The sequence below is a fragment of the Rhodococcus sp. C1 genome, from assembly GCF_020809065.1.
In the GTDB taxonomy this organism is placed as follows: domain Bacteria; phylum Actinomycetota; class Actinomycetes; order Mycobacteriales; family Mycobacteriaceae; genus Rhodococcus_F; species Rhodococcus_F qingshengii.
Genome location: NZ_CP078080.1, coordinates 5870814 through 5888112 on the forward strand (window position 1 = coordinate 5870814; position 17299 = coordinate 5888112).

Annotated in this window: 12 protein-coding genes; 11 read left to right on the forward strand and 1 reads right to left on the reverse strand. The window is 62.9% G+C overall.

Annotation, left to right across the window (positions count from 1 at the left end; translation table 11 throughout):
* Positions 1 to 73 precede the first annotated feature (73 nt).
* Positions 74 to 676, forward strand: a complete 603-nt coding sequence (locus KTR60_RS27170; RefSeq protein ID WP_050655008.1) for a TetR/AcrR family transcriptional regulator — start codon at positions 74 to 76, stop codon at positions 674 to 676.
* Here the strand turns inward: KTR60_RS27170 and pip are convergent.
* Positions 664 to 1623, reverse strand: coding sequence for a prolyl aminopeptidase (gene pip / locus KTR60_RS27175; RefSeq protein WP_007730337.1), 960 nt, complete (start codon positions 1621 to 1623; stop codon positions 664 to 666). The two genes, KTR60_RS27170 and pip, sit on opposite strands and share 13 nt — an antisense overlap.
* 101 nt (positions 1624 to 1724) lie before the next feature.
* Here pip and KTR60_RS27180 point away from each other — a divergent pair, with 101 nt between their 5' ends.
* The 10 genes from KTR60_RS27180 (at position 1725) to KTR60_RS27225 (ending at position 17292) form a co-directional block, all read left to right on the forward strand.
* A complete protein-coding gene (locus tag KTR60_RS27180) occupies positions 1725 to 2183 on the forward strand; it encodes a hypothetical protein (RefSeq protein WP_003942982.1) in 459 nt (152 codons plus the stop codon).
* A gap of 4 nt (positions 2184 to 2187) precedes the next feature.
* Positions 2188 to 2784, forward strand: a complete 597-nt coding sequence (locus tag KTR60_RS27185) for a hypothetical protein (protein ID WP_007730333.1) — start codon at positions 2188 to 2190, stop codon at positions 2782 to 2784.
* Between the two features lie 84 nt (positions 2785 to 2868).
* A complete protein-coding gene (locus tag KTR60_RS27190) occupies positions 2869 to 3483 on the forward strand; it encodes a TetR/AcrR family transcriptional regulator (RefSeq protein ID WP_007730330.1) in 615 nt (204 codons plus the stop codon).
* Positions 3484 to 3498: 15 nt separating this feature from the next.
* Positions 3499 to 4359 (forward strand): 3-hydroxyacyl-CoA dehydrogenase, encoded by an 861-nt coding sequence (locus KTR60_RS27195; protein WP_007730327.1) that lies wholly within the window; start codon positions 3499 to 3501, stop codon positions 4357 to 4359.
* 184 nt (positions 4360 to 4543) lie between these two features.
* Positions 4544 to 5587 (forward strand): ParB/Srx family N-terminal domain-containing protein, encoded by a 1044-nt coding sequence (locus KTR60_RS27200; RefSeq protein ID WP_007730324.1) that lies wholly within the window; start codon positions 4544 to 4546, stop codon positions 5585 to 5587.
* Between the two features lie 182 nt (positions 5588 to 5769).
* Positions 5770 to 11238 carry a glutamate synthase-related protein gene (locus tag KTR60_RS27205; protein ID WP_228401457.1) on the forward strand — a complete coding sequence of 1823 codons (5469 nt, stop codon included), beginning with the start codon at positions 5770 to 5772 and terminating at the stop codon, positions 11236 to 11238.
* 33 nt (positions 11239 to 11271) lie between these two features.
* Positions 11272 to 13044 carry a sulfite reductase subunit alpha gene (locus KTR60_RS27210; protein WP_228401458.1) on the forward strand — a complete coding sequence of 591 codons (1773 nt, stop codon included), beginning with the start codon at positions 11272 to 11274 and terminating at the stop codon, positions 13042 to 13044.
* A 46-nt stretch (positions 13045 to 13090) separates the two neighbouring features.
* On the forward strand, positions 13091 to 13984 hold the full coding sequence (locus tag KTR60_RS27215) for a hypothetical protein (RefSeq protein ID WP_042451690.1): 894 nt from the start codon (positions 13091 to 13093) through the stop codon (positions 13982 to 13984).
* 129 nt (positions 13985 to 14113) lie between these two features.
* Positions 14114 to 15745, forward strand: coding sequence for an ATP-binding cassette domain-containing protein (locus tag KTR60_RS27220; RefSeq protein WP_042451615.1), 1632 nt, complete (start codon positions 14114 to 14116; stop codon positions 15743 to 15745).
* Positions 15745 to 17292, forward strand: coding sequence for an ABC transporter ATP-binding protein (locus KTR60_RS27225; RefSeq protein ID WP_042451617.1), 1548 nt, complete (start codon positions 15745 to 15747; stop codon positions 17290 to 17292). The genes KTR60_RS27220 and KTR60_RS27225 overlap by 1 nt, the downstream gene beginning before the upstream one ends.
* The last annotated feature ends 7 nt before the right edge of the window (positions 17293 to 17299 follow it).

The window sequence follows — 17299 nt, forward strand, 5'->3', positions numbered from 1 at the left end:
CGATCAGTTGCATTAGCTCAGTGAACCACGTGCCTCCAGCTAACACAACACCTTGTTGCGATAAGGTTGGCTTATGACTTCGACACCACAACGGCCCGGAGGGCGTAGTGCCAGGGTGCGCGAGGCCGTCCTGGCAGCCACGGCGGCCGAATTGTCCGAACGCGGATTCGCCGCGATGACCATCGAGGACATAGCCACCCGCTCCGGAGTCCACAAGACCACGATCTACCGGCGATGGAGCACGCTGTCCCAACTGGTGGCCGACGCGGCCGTCGAGGTATCGGCAACCACCGTTCCCATCCCGGATACCGGTTCCATCGAATCCGATCTGCGCGAGATGGCCAGATCGATAGTCGCACTGGTGACCAGCGAGTCAGGCGGCGCGTTGGTGGCTGCACTGTTCTCCGATGCGGTCCGCACGCCCGAGGTCGCGAGACTCAAGCGCGAGTTCTATTCCGCACGTTACGAACTGGCAGACATCGTCGTTCGCCGAGCAGTCGAGCGCGGGGAGATCTCCGAGAAGGTCTCGGCCGCTGATCTTCTGGCGGCCGTCGCCGCACCCATCTACTATCGCCTGCTGGTCGCCGATCTACCGGTCGACCAGTCGGTTGCCGATCGTGCTGCTGCCGGCGCGCTCGCTGCGGCCCGCGCCGGGGCACTCGATCAGGCCGAATGAGCCAGTGAATTCAGCGCTTCCACGATTGCCTCGTTGAATCCGCTGCCGCCATGCCCGGCGCCGTCGAGTACCACCAACTCACTACCCGGCCAACGCCGGTGGATCGCCCAGGCAGTGTCGAGTGGCCCGGAAATGTCATACCGTCCGTGCACGAGAATCGCGGGAATCTCAGCGAGACGGTCCATTCCGTCCAATATCTGATTCGGCGCCAGGAAGCAGTCGTTACCCCAGTAATGCGTGACCAGCCTGGTCATCACCCGGCGGAAGTCCGGATTCTGGTATCGAACACTCGGAGTCCACCCCGGCATCAGCGACACGTGCACGTCTTCCCAACGGCACCACTGCAACGCGGCATTCTCGCGCACAACAGGATCCGGATCGGCAAGCAGTCGCGCGTACGCCGCGGGGAGGTTTCCGTCACGCTCGTCCACCGGCAACGGCGCCACGAACTCCTCCCATTCACGCGGAAATACCCGGCCCATGGCACGGGTGATCCACTCGATTTCGACCCTCGTCCCGCCGGTGATCGCGCCCAGGGCCATCGCTTGCACCCGCGCGGGAAACGCCTGCGCGTACACCAGACCCAAACTCACGCCCCAGGAAAGTCCCGTGACGATCCATCGCTCGATACCGAGATGCTCACGAAGACGCTCGATGTCTTCCACAATGTGCGCCGTGGTGTTCACGGTCAGATCGACGTCCGGACTGCTCGCTAGCGGAAGACTGCGCCCACAGCCTCGCTGATCGAACAGAACTGCGCGAAAGACTTCGGGATCGAAGAAACGCCTGGCGCCGACAGTGCATCCCGAACCAGGACCGCCGTGTAGGTAGAGAACCGGAATGCCCGCCGGATTGCCGACTGTCTCCCAGTAGAGACTCTGACCGTCCGCCACTTCCAACAGCCCCGACTCGTACGGCTCGACGGGCGGGTACAGGACAGCAGTCATAGGCGGTGATTCTTCCATCAAGCTGCCTACTCGAGTAGGCAGCACGCGGCCGAGCAATGGCCTAGCGTGGACAGGACACCACTGCGACGGGAGTACACCAGATGCGTGATGGGTTCAGGTTGCCGGGATACGGCGGCGCCGCAGTCTTCCTTCGCAGTCATGCGGTTCCCGCCACTGTCTTCGAATCCGACGTACCCACACTCGTTTTCGACGTCGGGCTGCTCAGCCCCGACCGCTTCAATCAGTATCTCAGCCGACATACGGACGACGGATTCGTCGAACGGCTGGCGGCGTTCTTCTTTCACGCGGCCGCAGACTTCCATCCCGAGAAATCGCTTCCGGCGTTCACCGACGAACGACTCGGGCTGATGATCTCGGTCTGTTCCAGCACCGATCGAGAGGTGGAACTCGACTTCTCACTCGCCGAAGATCCCGAATCGGAGGACACCGAACGCGACGAGATGACCTTCGAGACAAGCCGAGTCGTCCTCGCGACCTCGGCGCAGACGGTTTCTCGACTGACCGGTGGAGTAACCACCCACTTCGACGGGGAGTTGTAGAGACATGGGTTTTCTCTTCGAGGTTCTCGATTTTCCCGAAGGCAGTCGGATGACCGATCTGTGGAACAACACATGGGCTGAGCCGGCAATGGGCGAGGAAATTGCCTCCGGCCACTTCATTCATCTGGGCGACGATCAACACGTCGACGTGGAGACCGATTTTCTCAGTAGCCACCTACCGTTCAACGTGGCAGGCTTCGGTGGAGTCTTTCCCGACGGCAAACCTTGGATGTTCGTCATGCAGAAGGCGCCGGCGGACCTCGCGACCAGGCTTCGCGGCGAGGACGATCCGCACTCACTTCTGCGCGGATCACTCGACCGCGCCATGTCTTTCAACCCTGATGCACTGGTGGCCGAGGAATTGTCCTGGAGGCACGCCGATCTGGTGAAGGTGTACGAGGAAGAGGGAATCCCTGCGGTATCCGTCGCGGGTTGGTCGGTTGCGGATCTCCTGCGTGGCCTCTTGGCGCAGTGTTGCAACGTCGAACTTGCCGCCGTCGTCGCCGGATACCCAGAGTGCGCCTATCCCGAATCGGCGCATGCGTGCGAAGCGGACGTGTTCTCAGACGTGTTCGCCGGTTGGGTCAGCGGACTGCGGTGATGTGACGGAGGAGACTCCACCCTCCCGATATTTCGGAGTAGACTCATTTATGAGCGTGATCCGAAATGGAACGAGGTGAGCGGGATGACGAAGCCGGACCAAGAGCTGGGCCGTCGCGAACGCAACAAACTCGAGAAGCAGACACGCATCTTCGACGCCGCTGCCGAACTGTTCGCGGAAAAGGGCTACAGCGCAGTCACAACTCAAGAAATTGCCGACCGCGCCGATGTAGCCGGCGGCACTCTCTTTCGTTACGCCGCAAGCAAAGCCGAGTTGCTGCTCATGGTGTACAACGCGGAATACCGCAAGCAGATCGAATTGGGAGAAGAGTGTGAAGCCAAGTCGACCGGCACAGAAGATCGTGTGCTCGAGCTGGTTTCACCCCTGCTGATCGCAAGTCGCCGAAGCGACGAGAACACCGGCATCTACCAACGCGAGGTGTTGTTCGGTGAGCCCAGCGAGTGTTTCCGGGCCGAAGGCCTGGAACTCTCGCAGCGCCTGCAAACGCGGATTGCGCAAATCTTGCACGAGGCACACCCCCACCACACCACCCGAACCACCACTGCAGCGCGAACGATTTCCAACGTGCTGCACTTCGAAATAGCCCGCGCGGCATTGGACCGGATCACGGCTGACGAACTCACGAACATCGTTGCCGCACAGGTCCGATTGACGCTTGCCGGACTACCCACCGAATAGGATTGAGGATCGAAAATGACTGAACTGAAGCAGATCACCGTTCTGGGTACCGGAGTTCTCGGCTCACAGATCGCCTATCAGGCCGCCTATCACGGCTTCGACGTCGTCGCGTACGACATCAACGCCGAGGTCATCGAAAAGGCCAAGGCTCGGTTCGACTCGTTGGCCGCGGCCTACAAGGCCGAGAACGTCGAGGGTGCCAAGGAAGGCAAGGCTGACGAAGCGCTGCAACGTATTACGTACTCGTACGATCTAGGCGAAGCCGTCGCCAAGGCCGACCTGGTCATCGAGGCAATTCCCGAGGACATCGCCATCAAGCGCGACACCTACGAGAAGCTTGCCACGGTTGCTCCTGAGCACACGGTGTTCGCTACCAACTCCTCGACGCTGCTGCCGAGCGATCTCAAGGAGTTCACCGGCCGCCCCGAGAAGTTCCTCGCACTGCACTTCGCAAATCACGTGTGGGTCAACAACACTGCCGAGGTCATGGGCACCGAGTCCACCGACCCCGCCGTGTACCGCGAGGTCGTCGAGTTCGCGAAGAACATCGGCATGGTGCCGATCGAACTCAAGAAGGAGAAGGCGGGCTACGTACTCAACTCGCTCCTGGTCCCGCTCCTCAACGCGGCCTCCGACCTGCTGATCGACGGCATCGCCGATCCCGACATGGTCGACAAGACGTGGCGTATCGGCACCGGAGCCCCGTTCGGCCCCTTCCAGATCATGGACGTCGTCGGGTTGACCACCGTCTACAACATCTCCTCCCAGGGCGGCGAGAAGCAGCGCGAATTCGCCGACTACATCAAGAAGAACTACATCGACGAGGGCAAGCTCGGCGTTGCTGTCGGCGAGGGCTTCTACAACTACAAGGGCTGATCAATTGCAAGGCTGATCAACTGCAGGGCTGATCAACCAACAGGCTCACCGCGCGGTGGTTACGACGTGAATTCACGTGGTAGCCACCGCGCGGACGTCTGTTGTCAGTAAGTCCGAAACCACCCTGAGCGATTGTGACGCAAGCTTCTTCACGTGCGAACCCATCATCAGGAGAGATCCCCACATGCGTCGTTCCGCCATCTCGGCACTCACAACACTGGCACTGCTCGGCGCCGGAACATTGGTCAGCACTCCCGCTGTCGCCGCTCCCCTCGCGTGTGGCGGAATCTCCACCGGTTCGTTCTCAGGCTCCGCCGGCGGATCGGAGTACCTGTGCGCCAAGGAAGGTGATCTCCTGGACGTGCGCATCGGCGACGTTCACGCGACACAACCGTCACTCGGCTACGACGAGGTGTACTACAAGCTCGGGCGATACACGCTCGGAAAAGACACGATCAACAAGAAGTTCGACGACTGGTGTGAGGCGAACGGCCAGATCCAGGCCGCGACCGCTACTGCGGCGTCGACGCTGAAGGACCCGTCGTCCTTCACCTGCCAGATTCCAGTGGGTCAGGAAACCGCCGAGAGCATCGCGCCCATGAAGACCGTGGTCGTCGGACCCCGCGGCGATCTCTACCTGACCGACGGTCACCACACCCTCACGTCCTTCATCGAGACGGCCGACGGAGGCCCCGACCTGCACGTGCGACTGCGGGTTCTCGGCAACCTCAGTGGCCTGAGTGAAGGCGCCTTCTGGACCGAGATGGAAAAGAACAAGTGGGTCTGGTCGCGTGACGTCGACGGAAACCAGGTACCGGTCCAGGCTCTGCCGAAGAGCGTCGGCCTGGCCAACTTCGCCGACGACAAGTACCGCAGCTTGATGTACTTCTCCCGCGACATCGGATTCGCCGCAGGCACGATTCCGTTCCAGGAGTTCTACTGGGGCGCCTGGGTCCGCGACACCGCGCCCGTCGACCTCACCAACTGGAATCGCGATGATCTCTCCAGCTACCTGGGCACCGTGAAGTCGGTGACCAAAGCACAGACAGCGTTGACGGGCGATGCCGTCGTCGACAGCGGATTCACTGCCACCGATCTTGGCGTCCTGTCGGCCTGGAACGACGGCAAAGCCGAGTCCAAGGGCGAGTTCGCAAAGCTGTCCAAGCCGTACACAGACGACAAGCCGGGCAAGATCGCCTACGCACTTGCCTACAAAGCAACCCTCTGACCTGCTCAGATCCAAGTCACACCAAGCAGACTTGACTAAGGTAAGCCTCTACTCAGTAGTCTGAACCCATTCGGGTGCCGCTTCATCGAAGCAGCGACGCCCTGCCCTGACGGAATACATGCCGTCGTATCTGCCCGGTCGAACAATCTCCGGGCAACCAGGACAGGGAGAAGGTTGCTGCAGTGAGCACGTCCATCGTCGGTTTGTACGACCCCGCAGATGACAAGAGCAGTTGCGGGGTCGGGTTCATCACGCGCAAGGACGGCGTGCAGACCCACGATGTCCTGATCAGGGGCCGCGAAGCGCTCTGCTCGGTTCCGCACCGCGGCGGTATGTCCTCCGAGGGCGTCGGCGACGGCGGCGGCGTCTCGGTGGACCTCTCCCTCCGGTTCTTCCGCAAGGTAACCGGGCGCTCCGACCTTCGCGCCGGACGCTTCTGCGTCGGCAACTTCTTCCTTCCGGACGACGACGCCCAGCACGCTCGCGCTGCCGCCCTGGTCGAACGTGAACTTCTCGATCGCGGTTTCACCACTCTCGCAGTGCGCGACGTCCCGGTCGACAACTCGGCGATTCGGCCGGCCGCGATCGCGCATCAACTTCCGGTCAGGCAGTGGATTTTCGAGGTGCCCACTCCTCGCACCGAGCCTGCGGTAGTCGATCGCCTCGTGCACGAAGCTCTGCTCGCCATCGAAGCCATCGCGTACAACACCCCTGCACTGCGCGGGTTGTACCCACTCTCGCTGAGCGCGCGAACTCAGGTTCTCAAGGGTCGCTTGAACTCCGACGAAGTGATCCCGTACTTCCGCGACCTGGTCGACCCCGATCACGCCGTGCACACGATGTACTTCCATACGCGGTTCTCGACCAACACGGACCCGCATCCCACGATGGCGCAGCCGTTCCGGTTCATGGCTCACAACGGAGAACTGAACACGGACAAGAAGAATCGGCTCTCCGAAGCTGCTGTCGCCAGTGCAAAACGACGTGCGATCGTCCGTCCGCCCGGCCAGTCCGACAGTTGCCGACTCGATCAGACCCTGGAAGCACGCGTCATCGAGGACAGTGTCGACCTGGTGACGGCTGTGGTCTCGATGATGCCGCCGGCCTGGGAAAACGACACCACCCTCTCCCCCGCAGTGCGTGCGATGTTCGAGTACTTCTCGCTGTACGAGGAGAAGAACGACGGACCGGCAGCGCTGGTGTTCGGCGACGGCACCATCATCGGTGCGCGCCTGGATCGCCTCGGTCTGCGTCCACTACGCACGATCGAGACACACGACTACGTGTGCGCATTCTCCGAAGCCGGACAGATCGCGTTCGCACCCGAGACGGTGATTCACCGTGGCCGCGTCGAGGCCGGCGGAATGTTGTACTTCGATCATCGCGATCGCCATACCTACACTGCCCGCGAAGCTCTGGAAAAGATTGCCGCTCAGCGCGACTACCAGTCGTTGCTGGAGCAATCGCGAATCCTGATCGAAGACATTCCCGCCGTGCCAGCGGAGAAGGTCAGCTCCCCGACCCGCTACAACGGCACCTTCGAGGTTCATCAGCGCTACATGGCGTACTCCCTGGATCAGGAAAGTTTCAAATTCCTGATGGATCCGATGCTCACGCACGGAGCCGAAAAGGTCTCCGCCATGGGTTACGGCAACGCCATCAACGCATTCAGCGACCGCGAAGGCGGCGTGGCTCGTTACTTTTCGCAGCGATTCGCCCAGGTCACCAACCCTCCGCTCGACAGCATCCGTGAAGCGGACGGTATGACTCTCCGGGTCGCATTGGGTGCGAAGATGTCTCCCGGACAGGGCAAGCAGATCGTCATCGCCTCGCCGATCCTCGGGCACCTGGACATGCTCAAGATCCGCGAACAGAACCACACTCCGCACCGCCGCTTCGAAATGCTCTACCCCGCCGAGGGTGACGCGCAGGCAATGGTCGACGCGATGACCGCGCTCGGCGACGCTGTTGTAGCCTTCGCGGCCGAACAGGGCGGAATCGCAGTCCTGACCGACCGCCACGTATCTCACGAGCGCGCAACACTTCCCGCGATCATGGTCGTCGGAGCATTGAACCAACGCCTCATCGACGCGGGCCTGCGATTGCGCGTCTCTCTCATCGTGGAGAGCGGCCAGATCGAGTCCTCCCACCACGTTGCGGCCGCACTCGGTTTCGGCGCTTCCGCCGTCTACCCGCTGTCCGTTCAGTTGCGAGCCGAGGAGAAGTTCGCCGCTGACCCGGATGCCGCGTTCCGACGCTTCGCGAAGGCCGCCGAGAAGTCCCTGATGAAGACGATGGGACGCGTCGGTCTGTGCACCGTCGAAAGCTACATCGGCGGAGAATTTTTCGAACCCAACTTCCTCGATACGTCCGACCCTGTTCTGCGCCAGTGGCTCCCCAACATGAAGTCACCGGTGGGTGGCGTCGGTTTCGAGACCGTCGCGGTGACCTCGAAGCAGTGGCACGAGCGTGCGAGCGCAGTCGGGGGCGAGAAGGATCTGCCACTGCTCGGCCTGTTCAAGGAGCGTGCAGACGGCGCAGGGCATTCGTTCGGTACCACCGCGGTCCGTAAGTACGTCGAACTCACCGAGGAGAAGATCGCGTTCGACAGTCCCTCCGGAACAGAACAATTCGAGGCTCTACGTCTACTGCCGCTCGGACGGCTCGACGACGCCTTCCGCCTCGACGCCGGGGCATACCGGGCGACGAGCTTCGACCGGTTGACCACCGAGCAGATCGACGACTTCGACATCACCGCCGGGTACCGGGACTTTTCCACTGTCATGGCTGCGGAACGATCGCGTCGTCCCGCCGCGTTGCGCGATGTCATCTCCGTGCCCGGTGATGTCACATTTGCGGTGACGACAGCCGAGTTCACCGACCAGATCAGCCGATTCTCGGTGCGCGGCAATAAGACGATCGTGATGCGTGGAATCCGGTGTGAATCTGCCGCGGACGGCCGGTACACACTTAGCCTGGGCGGTCCACTGGCCGACGACACCGCTCGGGTGGTAGCACTCGGCGATGCTCTTTCCGTCGCCTTTGCCGACGACGTCACCATCGAGGCCACCGACCCGGATCTGGTGCTGAATGCAACCGGTATTGCGGCAGAGTTCCTGTCCAAGCTGAGGGTCGCACCGGCAGGTGTACCTCTCTCCGAGGTACAGAGTGCAAGCGACATCACCCCGAAGTTGGCGTCGGGTGCCATGAGCCATGGCGCACTGAACGCTCCGGCGCACGAAGCCGTCGCGCACGGCACGAACATGGTCGGTGCGATGTCCAACAGCGGCGAAGGCGGCGAACACCTTTCGCGCTACAACACGATTCGTGCATCGCGCATCAAGCAGTTTGCATCCGGACGCTTCGGAATCTGGGCGGGCTACCTCGCCGATCCGATGCTCGAAGAGATCGAGATCAAACTCGGCCAAGGCGCAAAACCCGGTGAGGGCGGGCAGCTTCCGGCCGCCAAGGTCACCGTCGACATCGCTGCCGCCCGCGGCGGAACGCCCGGCGTCGAACTGGTTTCGCCGCCGCCTCACCACGACACGTACTCCATCGAGGACCTCGCTCAGCTCATCCACGACTGCAAGGCAGCTCGCATTCGGGTGATCGTGAAGTTGGTGTCCTCGGAAGGAATCGGCACCATCGCCGTCGGTGTCGCCAAGGCCGGCGCCGACGTCATCAACGTCGCCGGAAATACCGGTGGCACCGGCGCAGCTTCGGTGACCAGCCTCAAATACGCGGGTCGTGCGGCCGAGGTCGGTATCGCGGAGGTCCATCAAGCTCTGTGTGCCAACGGACTTCGCCAGAAAGTCGTTCTGCGATGCTCGGGCGCGCATCAGACCGGCAGCGACATCATCACTTCCGCCCTACTCGGCGCAGACAGCTTCGAGTTCGGTACGTCGGCGCTGATGATGATGGGCTGCGTCATGGCCAAGAACTGCAACATCAAGTGCCCCGCCGGTCTGACCACCAACCCGGAACTGTTCGACGGCGATCCCCGCGCGATGGCGCAGTACCTTCTCAACATCGCTCACGAAACTCGGGAACTGCTCGCGAATCTGGGAATGCGGTCCCTTCAGGAAGCGCGGGGTCGAACGGATCTCCTGCATCTGCTCGATCACCCGTCTATTGTCGGCAATCTGAAGCTGGACGCGATGTTCGAGTCCGCCCCGGACATCACCATCGACAATCCTGTGTACCTCGAACGTGAGTACGCGCTCGACGAGAAGATCATGGACGAGGTTCGTACGGTGTTCTTCAACCGTGGCGAGGCCTCGGTCGCCGTGTCCGGACCTGAATTCGCCGAAGGTGCACTGCACCTGGGTAACCGGAACAAGAGCGTCGGTGGTCAGTTGGCGATCGACCTCGAACGCGAACTCAACTACGGAGCGGCCGGCCTTCTCGCTCCGGGAGTACTGACCGACGAGCGTGGGCGACGCTACCTGGCGCCGGGCAGCGTGCGCGTCCTGACGACCGGATCTGCGGGCCTGTCGTTCGGCGCATTCTGCAACGACGGCATGCACCTGGAACACACCGGGACATGTAACGACGGCGTAGGAAAGAGCATGAGCGGCGGCGTGATTGCCGTGCGCAGCCCAGGCGGCGGCTCCAGTGACGCCGGTGGAAACGTGTTGATCGGCAACTTCGCGCTCTTCGGCGCCACCGGTGGACGAGTGTTCGTCGAAGGTGAAGCAGGCGATCGCTTCGCAGTTCGCAACTCCGGCGCCAGTGCTGTCGTCGAAGGTGTCGGAGACTTCGCCGGCGAGTACATGACTAACGGTGCTGTCGTGAATCTCGGCGAGTTCGGCAAGGGTGTCGGCAACGGCATGAGTGGTGGCTTCTTCTACCAGTACGACCCTCGTGGCGAATTGGCACTGCGAGCAAGTACCGATTCCGTACTGCTGGGTTCGATCACCGCTGCGACCGACCCTCTTGCCGCCGTCCACAACCACGCAGTACAACTCCTGCTCGAACTGCATGTGGAGGCAACGGGATCCGCGCTCGGCACCCGACTGCTCGAGAACTGGGAAGTCGAACAGCACTCGTTCGTCTACGCGATGCCCAAGGCACTGATGCTCTACCAGGACAGTGATGCAATCCTGGCTGCGAAGTCGCACAAAGAGCTCCTCGAAGAATTGGCGTCCGCCATCGCAGCACGTCAGGTCCGCACCTTCAAACTCGCAGTGCGCGACGGGCGCCCCGCACTGAACGGAGCAGTCCCTGCCTACGGCGAGACCGATACGGCGACGATGTATGCGCTGCTCAGTGAGTACACCGTGCTTCACTTCGCGCAACAACTCGCCACCGCCCGCACGCCGGGTGCGTCCGGACCCGACGATCCAGCAGTGCAGAAAGCGGCCCGAAACCTGGTGCTGACCGAGGACTTCGCCCTCGTCCAGCACTTGGTCAAGTACTCGAAAGAGATTCTGGCCGACTACGACGACGAACAGTTGGCTGCGCTGATTGCAGCCAAGCGGGTCGACGACTACAAGCAGGCGCTGAGCCTACGCAACGTGTTGGCCATGGACAGCCCGGCGACGTACGGGTGGATTCTGTTTCAAGACAACAAGAATCGGGACAAGCTCGGATCACTGCCGAACTTCGACGAACTGTTCGCTTCGCGCACGATCCCCGACCTGGTGTCCTGACCTCCTCCCCCGAAAGTAGGTGAGCTTCAAATCATGGAAATCCCGTACATCCCCGAATACGCACCGTTCACCGGCGACCAGCGCGCGTGGCTTTCCGGATTCCTGGCCGGTCTACACTCGCGAACTGTCATGTCCGGTCAAACCGGTACTGCAACAGCGACAGTGGAGAGAGCTGCCGGCGCAGCCGTGCACATCCTTTACGGAAGTCAGACCGGCAACGCGGAGTCCGTGGCTGAAGACGTAGCCGCAGCTGCTCGTGCCCACGGTCTCGAACCACTTGTCGCGAGTCTGGACACCGTGGATATCAATGCACTTTCCGCCATGCGCCGGGTGCTCGTCATCACCTCCACCTACGGCGAGGGCGAGATGCCCGACAACGCGCAGCTGTTCTGGGATGCAGTCGAATCCGAGAGTGCGCCCCGGCTGGAGGGTCTCTACTTCGGAGTACTCGCACTCGGTGACACCAGCTACGACGGGTACTGCCAGTCGGGAAAGAACATCGACGCCCGCTTCGAAGCGCTCGGCGGGACCCGGGTTGTCGACCGCACCGATTGCGACGTCGACTACGAGGATCCGGCGGCCGAGTGGATCGTTCGGGCCGTCGCTGCGGTGGCCGGTGTCGACGGTGATGCGGGGGCCGCTGCCTCGCCGGTTGCGCCCGCTCAGACGAAGACCAAGTCCCAGTGGACTCGCAAGAACCCCTATCCTGCAACCGTCCTCGCCAACCGGCTGTTGTCCGGCGAGGACTCAGCCAAGGAAGTCCGCCACTTCACCTTTGCGCTCGGCGAGGACGGTCTGGACTACGAGGCCGGAGATGGATTGGGCATCCGCCCGATCAACGACCCCGCCCTCGTCGAGGCGATCATCCATCAGCTCGGTGTCAGCGGCGATTACGTGGTTACCGCGAAAGACGGCTCGTCCGCACCGTTGGACCAGGTGTTGACCAGCGACTACGAGATCTCCATTCCCTCGCGCGATTTGATCGAAGACATCGCCCGACGCAGCGGCGACGCCGAACTGCAGCATATTCTCGACACGGAAGATCGGGAAGCGCTCGATGCGTGGCTGTGGGGCAAGGACGTTCTCGATCTCCTCCAGTTGGACAACAGCATTCGCCTGAATCCCGAGGATCTGCTTACACTTCTTCGCCCGCTGCAACATCGGGTCTATTCGATCTCCTCCAGCCCGCTGGCCCACGACGGCACCGTCCATCTGACGGTAGCGAGTGTGCGCTACCGCTCGGGCGAGCGGGACCGCGGCGGCGTCTGCTCGACGTACCTGGCGGACCGCGTCGGCGAGGGAGATCGGGTCGGAGTTTTTGTCTCCAAGAACAATTCGTTCCGCCTACCTGCCGATGACACTACTCCCGTCGTGATGATCGGACCCGGCACCGGTATCGCACCCTTCCGCGCTTTCGTGCACGAGCGTCGCGCGCGCAACGCGTCGGGGCAGAATTGGCTCTTCTTCGGCGATCAGCATCAGTCGAGCGACTTCATCTACGAGGACGAGTTGAACGGGCTGACCCGTGACGGTGTCCTGACTCGCCTCGATCTGGCCTTCTCGCGCGATCAGTCCGAGAAGATCTACGTCCAGACTCGTATGCGCGAGCAGGGCCGAGACTTGTTCGACTGGCTCGAAAACGGTGCGCACGTGTACGTCTGCGGCGACGCCACTCGGATGGCAAAGGACGTCGACGACGCATTGCACGAGGTCGTCGCCGAGCACGGCGGATTGGATGCGGACGCCGCCGAGGATTACGTCAACAACCTCAAACGATCGAAGCGGTACCTAAGGGATGTCTACTGAGATGTGCCCGCACCGTGGCGAATGTCGTTGCGCAGCTTTGGCACGCATGTCGGACCTGGACGCACTGCTTGCGCGTCCGGGGTTCCGTGGTGGACTGATCGACACCGCACCTGACGTAGTCGGCGAAATGTTGCCGCTCTTGGACGACACCGTAGCAATCACCGTCGCAGGCCCGGTGGCTGTCAACGACTCGGGCAAGTACTCCGTTCCGACAGTTCCCGGAGATCCGTTGGTCTGCACGCCCGGGCTCGTCTCTCTGCGTTTGAACGTTGCCTCCCTCGGCTCGGTGGTGACCACGGAAGCAGAGCAGCACATACCGCCGACGCTCCGCATGTTCGACATCCACGGATCAAGTTCACACACCACGTATTTGACCCCGGCCTCGGATCGTCTCGCCTTCGAAGCGATGCGAACTGCGCCGAGCACTGCGAGGGAAACAAGCCCTCCCATCCAGACGTCGAATACGCCCGCATTCTGGGCCGAAGCCGATCAGCTGACACAGCTCGACTTCATCCTCGCGGACGGCGGCAGCGAACGTCGTAGCGGCCTGGTCGCTCTGGGCGCCCTCGGTTACCGGCGAGTCGATCCTCACCTCGTGGCTGCCGGGATGGAGCACCTGTCCTACCACCAACTTCCCGTCACGACCGTCGTCGCCGGGAACGGATGCCTGCAGATCCACCGTGGTGACCTCGACGCCGCAGCCATGTTCGGGGGGACGCTGACTTTGGCGTCCGACACCTGCCGGACGATGATCGACCTGAATGGTGTCTCGGAGTGCTGGCTGACTCGCACCCACGGCGTTCACGGCCTGACCAGCTCGATCGAGATGTACGACTTCCGCCGCAAATGCGTGGCAGTCTTCACCCAAACGGGTCCAACCGAACCCGCAGTCATGGGCGTGTGGGAAGACGTCATGAGTTCCATCTCGGCCGCATCCTGACACCGACAGATGCTGTGCGAGTGTAAGAAATCGGCGTACGGCGATAACCATATGGAGCCATCGACCCCTAACCTTAGGTCTCGGTCATTTGTCGTGCCTGCACCCTGGCGCTGATTCAAGGAGTTATCCATGCCCCGCCCTCTCGTCGAACCGTCGCTGGTCCCGGCCTTGCGCCCGGCGCTGCCTGCATTGGCTGCCGGGGTCGTCGCGGCCGCAGCGTCGGGGGTCGCGATGCTCGGGGCGCTCTGGTGCGTCGTGCAACTCATCGGTGAACCGTCGATGAGCTGGGCCGGGTGGGCATGTGCGCTATGGCTCGTGGGCGTCGCGCTCGCTGCCACATCGTCGTGGCTCTCGCACCACGCGGAATCGCTTTTCGAGGCAAGGGCTCGCCGCCAACTCGCAGCCCACCTCGTTCGCCTACCGGCAAGCACGCTGTCCCGCTACAGCGGAGACGCACTGCGGAGGCTCGTTTCGGACGACATCTCGGCGCTGCACCATATGACTGCGCACCTACCGGCAGAGTTCGCCACACTCATCGTGGTCCCCGCGGTCACGATCGCGGCGTTGGTTGCCTCAGCCGGCCCCGTGGCGCTTCTCGCTCTGGCTCCCGGCATCGTGGCAGCTCTGTTCTACCTGGTCGTGATCCCCCGAATGGCCGCTCGGCACAGCGCTGAAAGCGCGGATGTCATGGGCGACATCGTGACTGCCGTGGACGACTATGCCCGCGGCATCCGCGTCTGCCGGATCTACGGTGCGCAGACCGGCGCTGCCGCCGACTATGCAGAATCGACAGCACGGTTCACCCGGGGAATGCAGGAGCGCGTTCGACTCGTGGCTACCCCTGCGGCCGTCGCCGTTGCCCTCATGCAGGCGACGGCGACGTTCGCGATCGCCTATGCCGTCGGATTTCACTGGGATGCAACGACGTTGGCCGCCACCATTCTCTTCAGCCTCGCAATCGTGACACCGGCCCTGCGGCTCGGGCACGGCCTCGACTACGTCGCTGCTGGACGCTCTGCTGCGGGCCGGCTCGCCGCTGCCCTGGACGAACCCACCCTCCCTGCCGGTGAAGCGCCAACCGTTCCGGCCTCGAGTCCCTCCGATCGACTGGAGATCGTCAACCTGACTGTCACGATCGCGGACCGCAGAGTCGTCGACGACGTCACGCATGCATTCCGCCCAGCCACGATCACTGCGATCACGGGACCGAGTGGAGCAGGCAAGACGACGCTCCTGAAAACATTGGCCGGCTTCGAGATCCCGGAACTGGGTACCGTCCGCTACGCAGGTCGTAGCATCACCGCGATCGACGAGAACCTGCGGCCACAGTCCGTTCTGCTCACACCCCAGGGCGCAGACGTGTTACCTGCCACGGTGCGCGAGAACATCGCGCTGGCCGCCCCCGATGCAACGGACGCGGAATACACCGCCGCACTACGCCGGGCACAGATCGACGTCAGCCTCGACGCCCACGCCACTTCACTCTCCGGAGGAGAACGTCAGCGCGTCGGGCTTGCTCGGGTGTTCCTCTCGCCCGCAGCAGTACTGCTGCTCGACGAGCCGACCAGTGCACTCGACGATCGCACGGCCGCCGAACTGCTGAAGGAATTGCGACACCTCGCACATGACGAAGGAAAGACGATTGTGATCGTCACCCACGACCCCGCTCTTGCAGACGATGCCGACGATCGACTCGACCTCGGCGGTCGAAACGTGAACGACGCTGCCTCGCACAGTGCAGCCCTGACTGGAGCCGAATAATGAACAGCGCCAATGTAGCCCGACGACGCTTGATCACCATCGGACTCGGTTGGGTGTCCGTCGCTGTCCTCGAGGCGATCGCGTACACCACCCTCGCGCTCTCGATCGCTGATCACCGGTCGCCGGTTCTCGTCCTGGCCACGGCCACCATCGCTCTATTCGTGACCGTCCTGGTCTCGCGGGGCGGTTACTTCACCGGGGCTCGACTCGTCGGCGATCTCTACGACGCTCTCGGCGATGCCTTCGCCCGTGCGAAACTGTCCTGGTTCACCGACGACAACCGGGCACTGCTCGCCACCGTCGCCGGGCGCGGAATCCCGTCGCTGATGAGTGTTCCCGCGCACCAACTTCAGACCTTCCTGGTTGCACCGCTGATCCCGCTGCTCCTGCTTCCTGGGATCGCGGTCGTCGCGGGGCCAGGTGTCATGCTGCTCGTCGGTGGACTGCTCGCCGTGTCGCTCGTCGCTCAGACGCTGGCCCAACGTGCGCTCAGCCGAGCGGACGAGCGCCGACACGAAGCCGAGCTCGCAGCAACTCAGTCGACACTCGAGCTCACCGACCACCTCGAATTACTGCGTACGGCAGCCGGTCCCACACGTTCCGTCGAACGAATCGAGCGAAGCTGGCGGAATCAGGAAGCCGCGCTTGCACGGACCAATCTCGCCGCGGCACCAGCGACATTCATCTCGGCGATCGCCACCATTGTGCCGCTGGCAGGCGCAGTGATCTTCCTCGCCGCCACCGGATTCGACGATCCCGCAGCCGCTCTCGCCCTCGTCGTCCTCACCGCTCGCGCCGCTGCGCCGCTCGACGAACTCGCCCTGGCCGGAATCGGAGTCAACGAACTGCGCGCAACGGTTCGCGACTACCGCGCCGCGACTTCGGCTCCCGCACTGCCTGAGCCCGCACCCCAGGACGCCGCGCGCCCTGTTGGAACTGACATCGAGGTCGCCGGGGTAGACCACGCTCCGGTTCTGCGCGGCATCACCGCGAAGATCCCCGCGGGTGAGCGAGTTCTCGTCGCAGGACGCTCGGGTACGGGGAAAAGCACACTTCTCGGGCTGCTCATGCGCTTCGACGATCCTGACCAAGGCAGCGTCACTCTGGGCGGAGTTTCATTGCGCGACTTGCCCTACGACGCTCTGGCGGCACATATCGGCTACGTGCCGCAGGACCCACTCGTGTTCTCGGGCACCCTCGGGGAGAACATCGGACTTGGAAGACCGGGCGCTACCGAAACCGAGATCGAGGACGCCGCAAGGCGCGCTGCCCTCGGCGCCGTTCTCGACCGCTCGACGCTCGGCATTCATCAGGACATCGGACACCAGGGTGCCGCTCTCTCCGGTGGCGAACGTCAGCGGGTGGCGATCGCTCGCGCCTTCCTCAAAGACGCTCCCGTCCTGGTTCTCGACGAAGCCACCTCGGCCCTCGACGAGGCCACCGAGCGCCGTATCGCCGGCGCCGTGCGGGAATTGGCGGCCACCGTCTTCGTCGTCACCCACCGCGACCCCGCCATCTGGGAGCCCACCCGCACGATCACCCTCTGACATCGCA

Bases quoted from the DNA above. Each gene is read 5' to 3' on its own strand.
- KTR60_RS27185 (WP_007730333.1), top strand. From the start codon at position 2,188: ATGGGTTTTCTCTTCGAGGTTCTCGATTTTCCCGAAGGCAGTCGGATG.
- KTR60_RS27225 (WP_042451617.1), top strand. From the start codon at position 15,745: ATGAACAGCGCCAATGTAGCCCGACGACGCTTGATCACCATCGGACTC.
- KTR60_RS27195 (WP_007730327.1), top strand. From the start codon at position 3,499: ATGACTGAACTGAAGCAGATCACCGTTCTGGGTACCGGAGTTCTCGGC.
- KTR60_RS27210 (WP_228401458.1), top strand. From the start codon at position 11,272: ATGGAAATCCCGTACATCCCCGAATACGCACCGTTCACCGGCGACCAG.
- KTR60_RS27220 (WP_042451615.1), top strand. From the start codon at position 14,114: ATGCCCCGCCCTCTCGTCGAACCGTCGCTGGTCCCGGCCTTGCGCCCG.
- KTR60_RS27170 (WP_050655008.1), top strand. From the start codon at position 74: ATGACTTCGACACCACAACGGCCCGGAGGGCGTAGTGCCAGGGTGCGC.
- pip (WP_007730337.1), bottom strand. From the start codon at position 1,623: ATGACTGCTGTCCTGTACCCGCCCGTCGAGCCGTACGAGTCGGGGCTG.
- KTR60_RS27200 (WP_007730324.1), top strand. From the start codon at position 4,544: ATGCGTCGTTCCGCCATCTCGGCACTCACAACACTGGCACTGCTCGGC.
- KTR60_RS27215 (WP_042451690.1), top strand. From the start codon at position 13,091: ATGTCGGACCTGGACGCACTGCTTGCGCGTCCGGGGTTCCGTGGTGGA.
- KTR60_RS27180 (WP_003942982.1), top strand. From the start codon at position 1,725: ATGCGTGATGGGTTCAGGTTGCCGGGATACGGCGGCGCCGCAGTCTTC.
- KTR60_RS27190 (WP_007730330.1), top strand. From the start codon at position 2,869: ATGACGAAGCCGGACCAAGAGCTGGGCCGTCGCGAACGCAACAAACTC.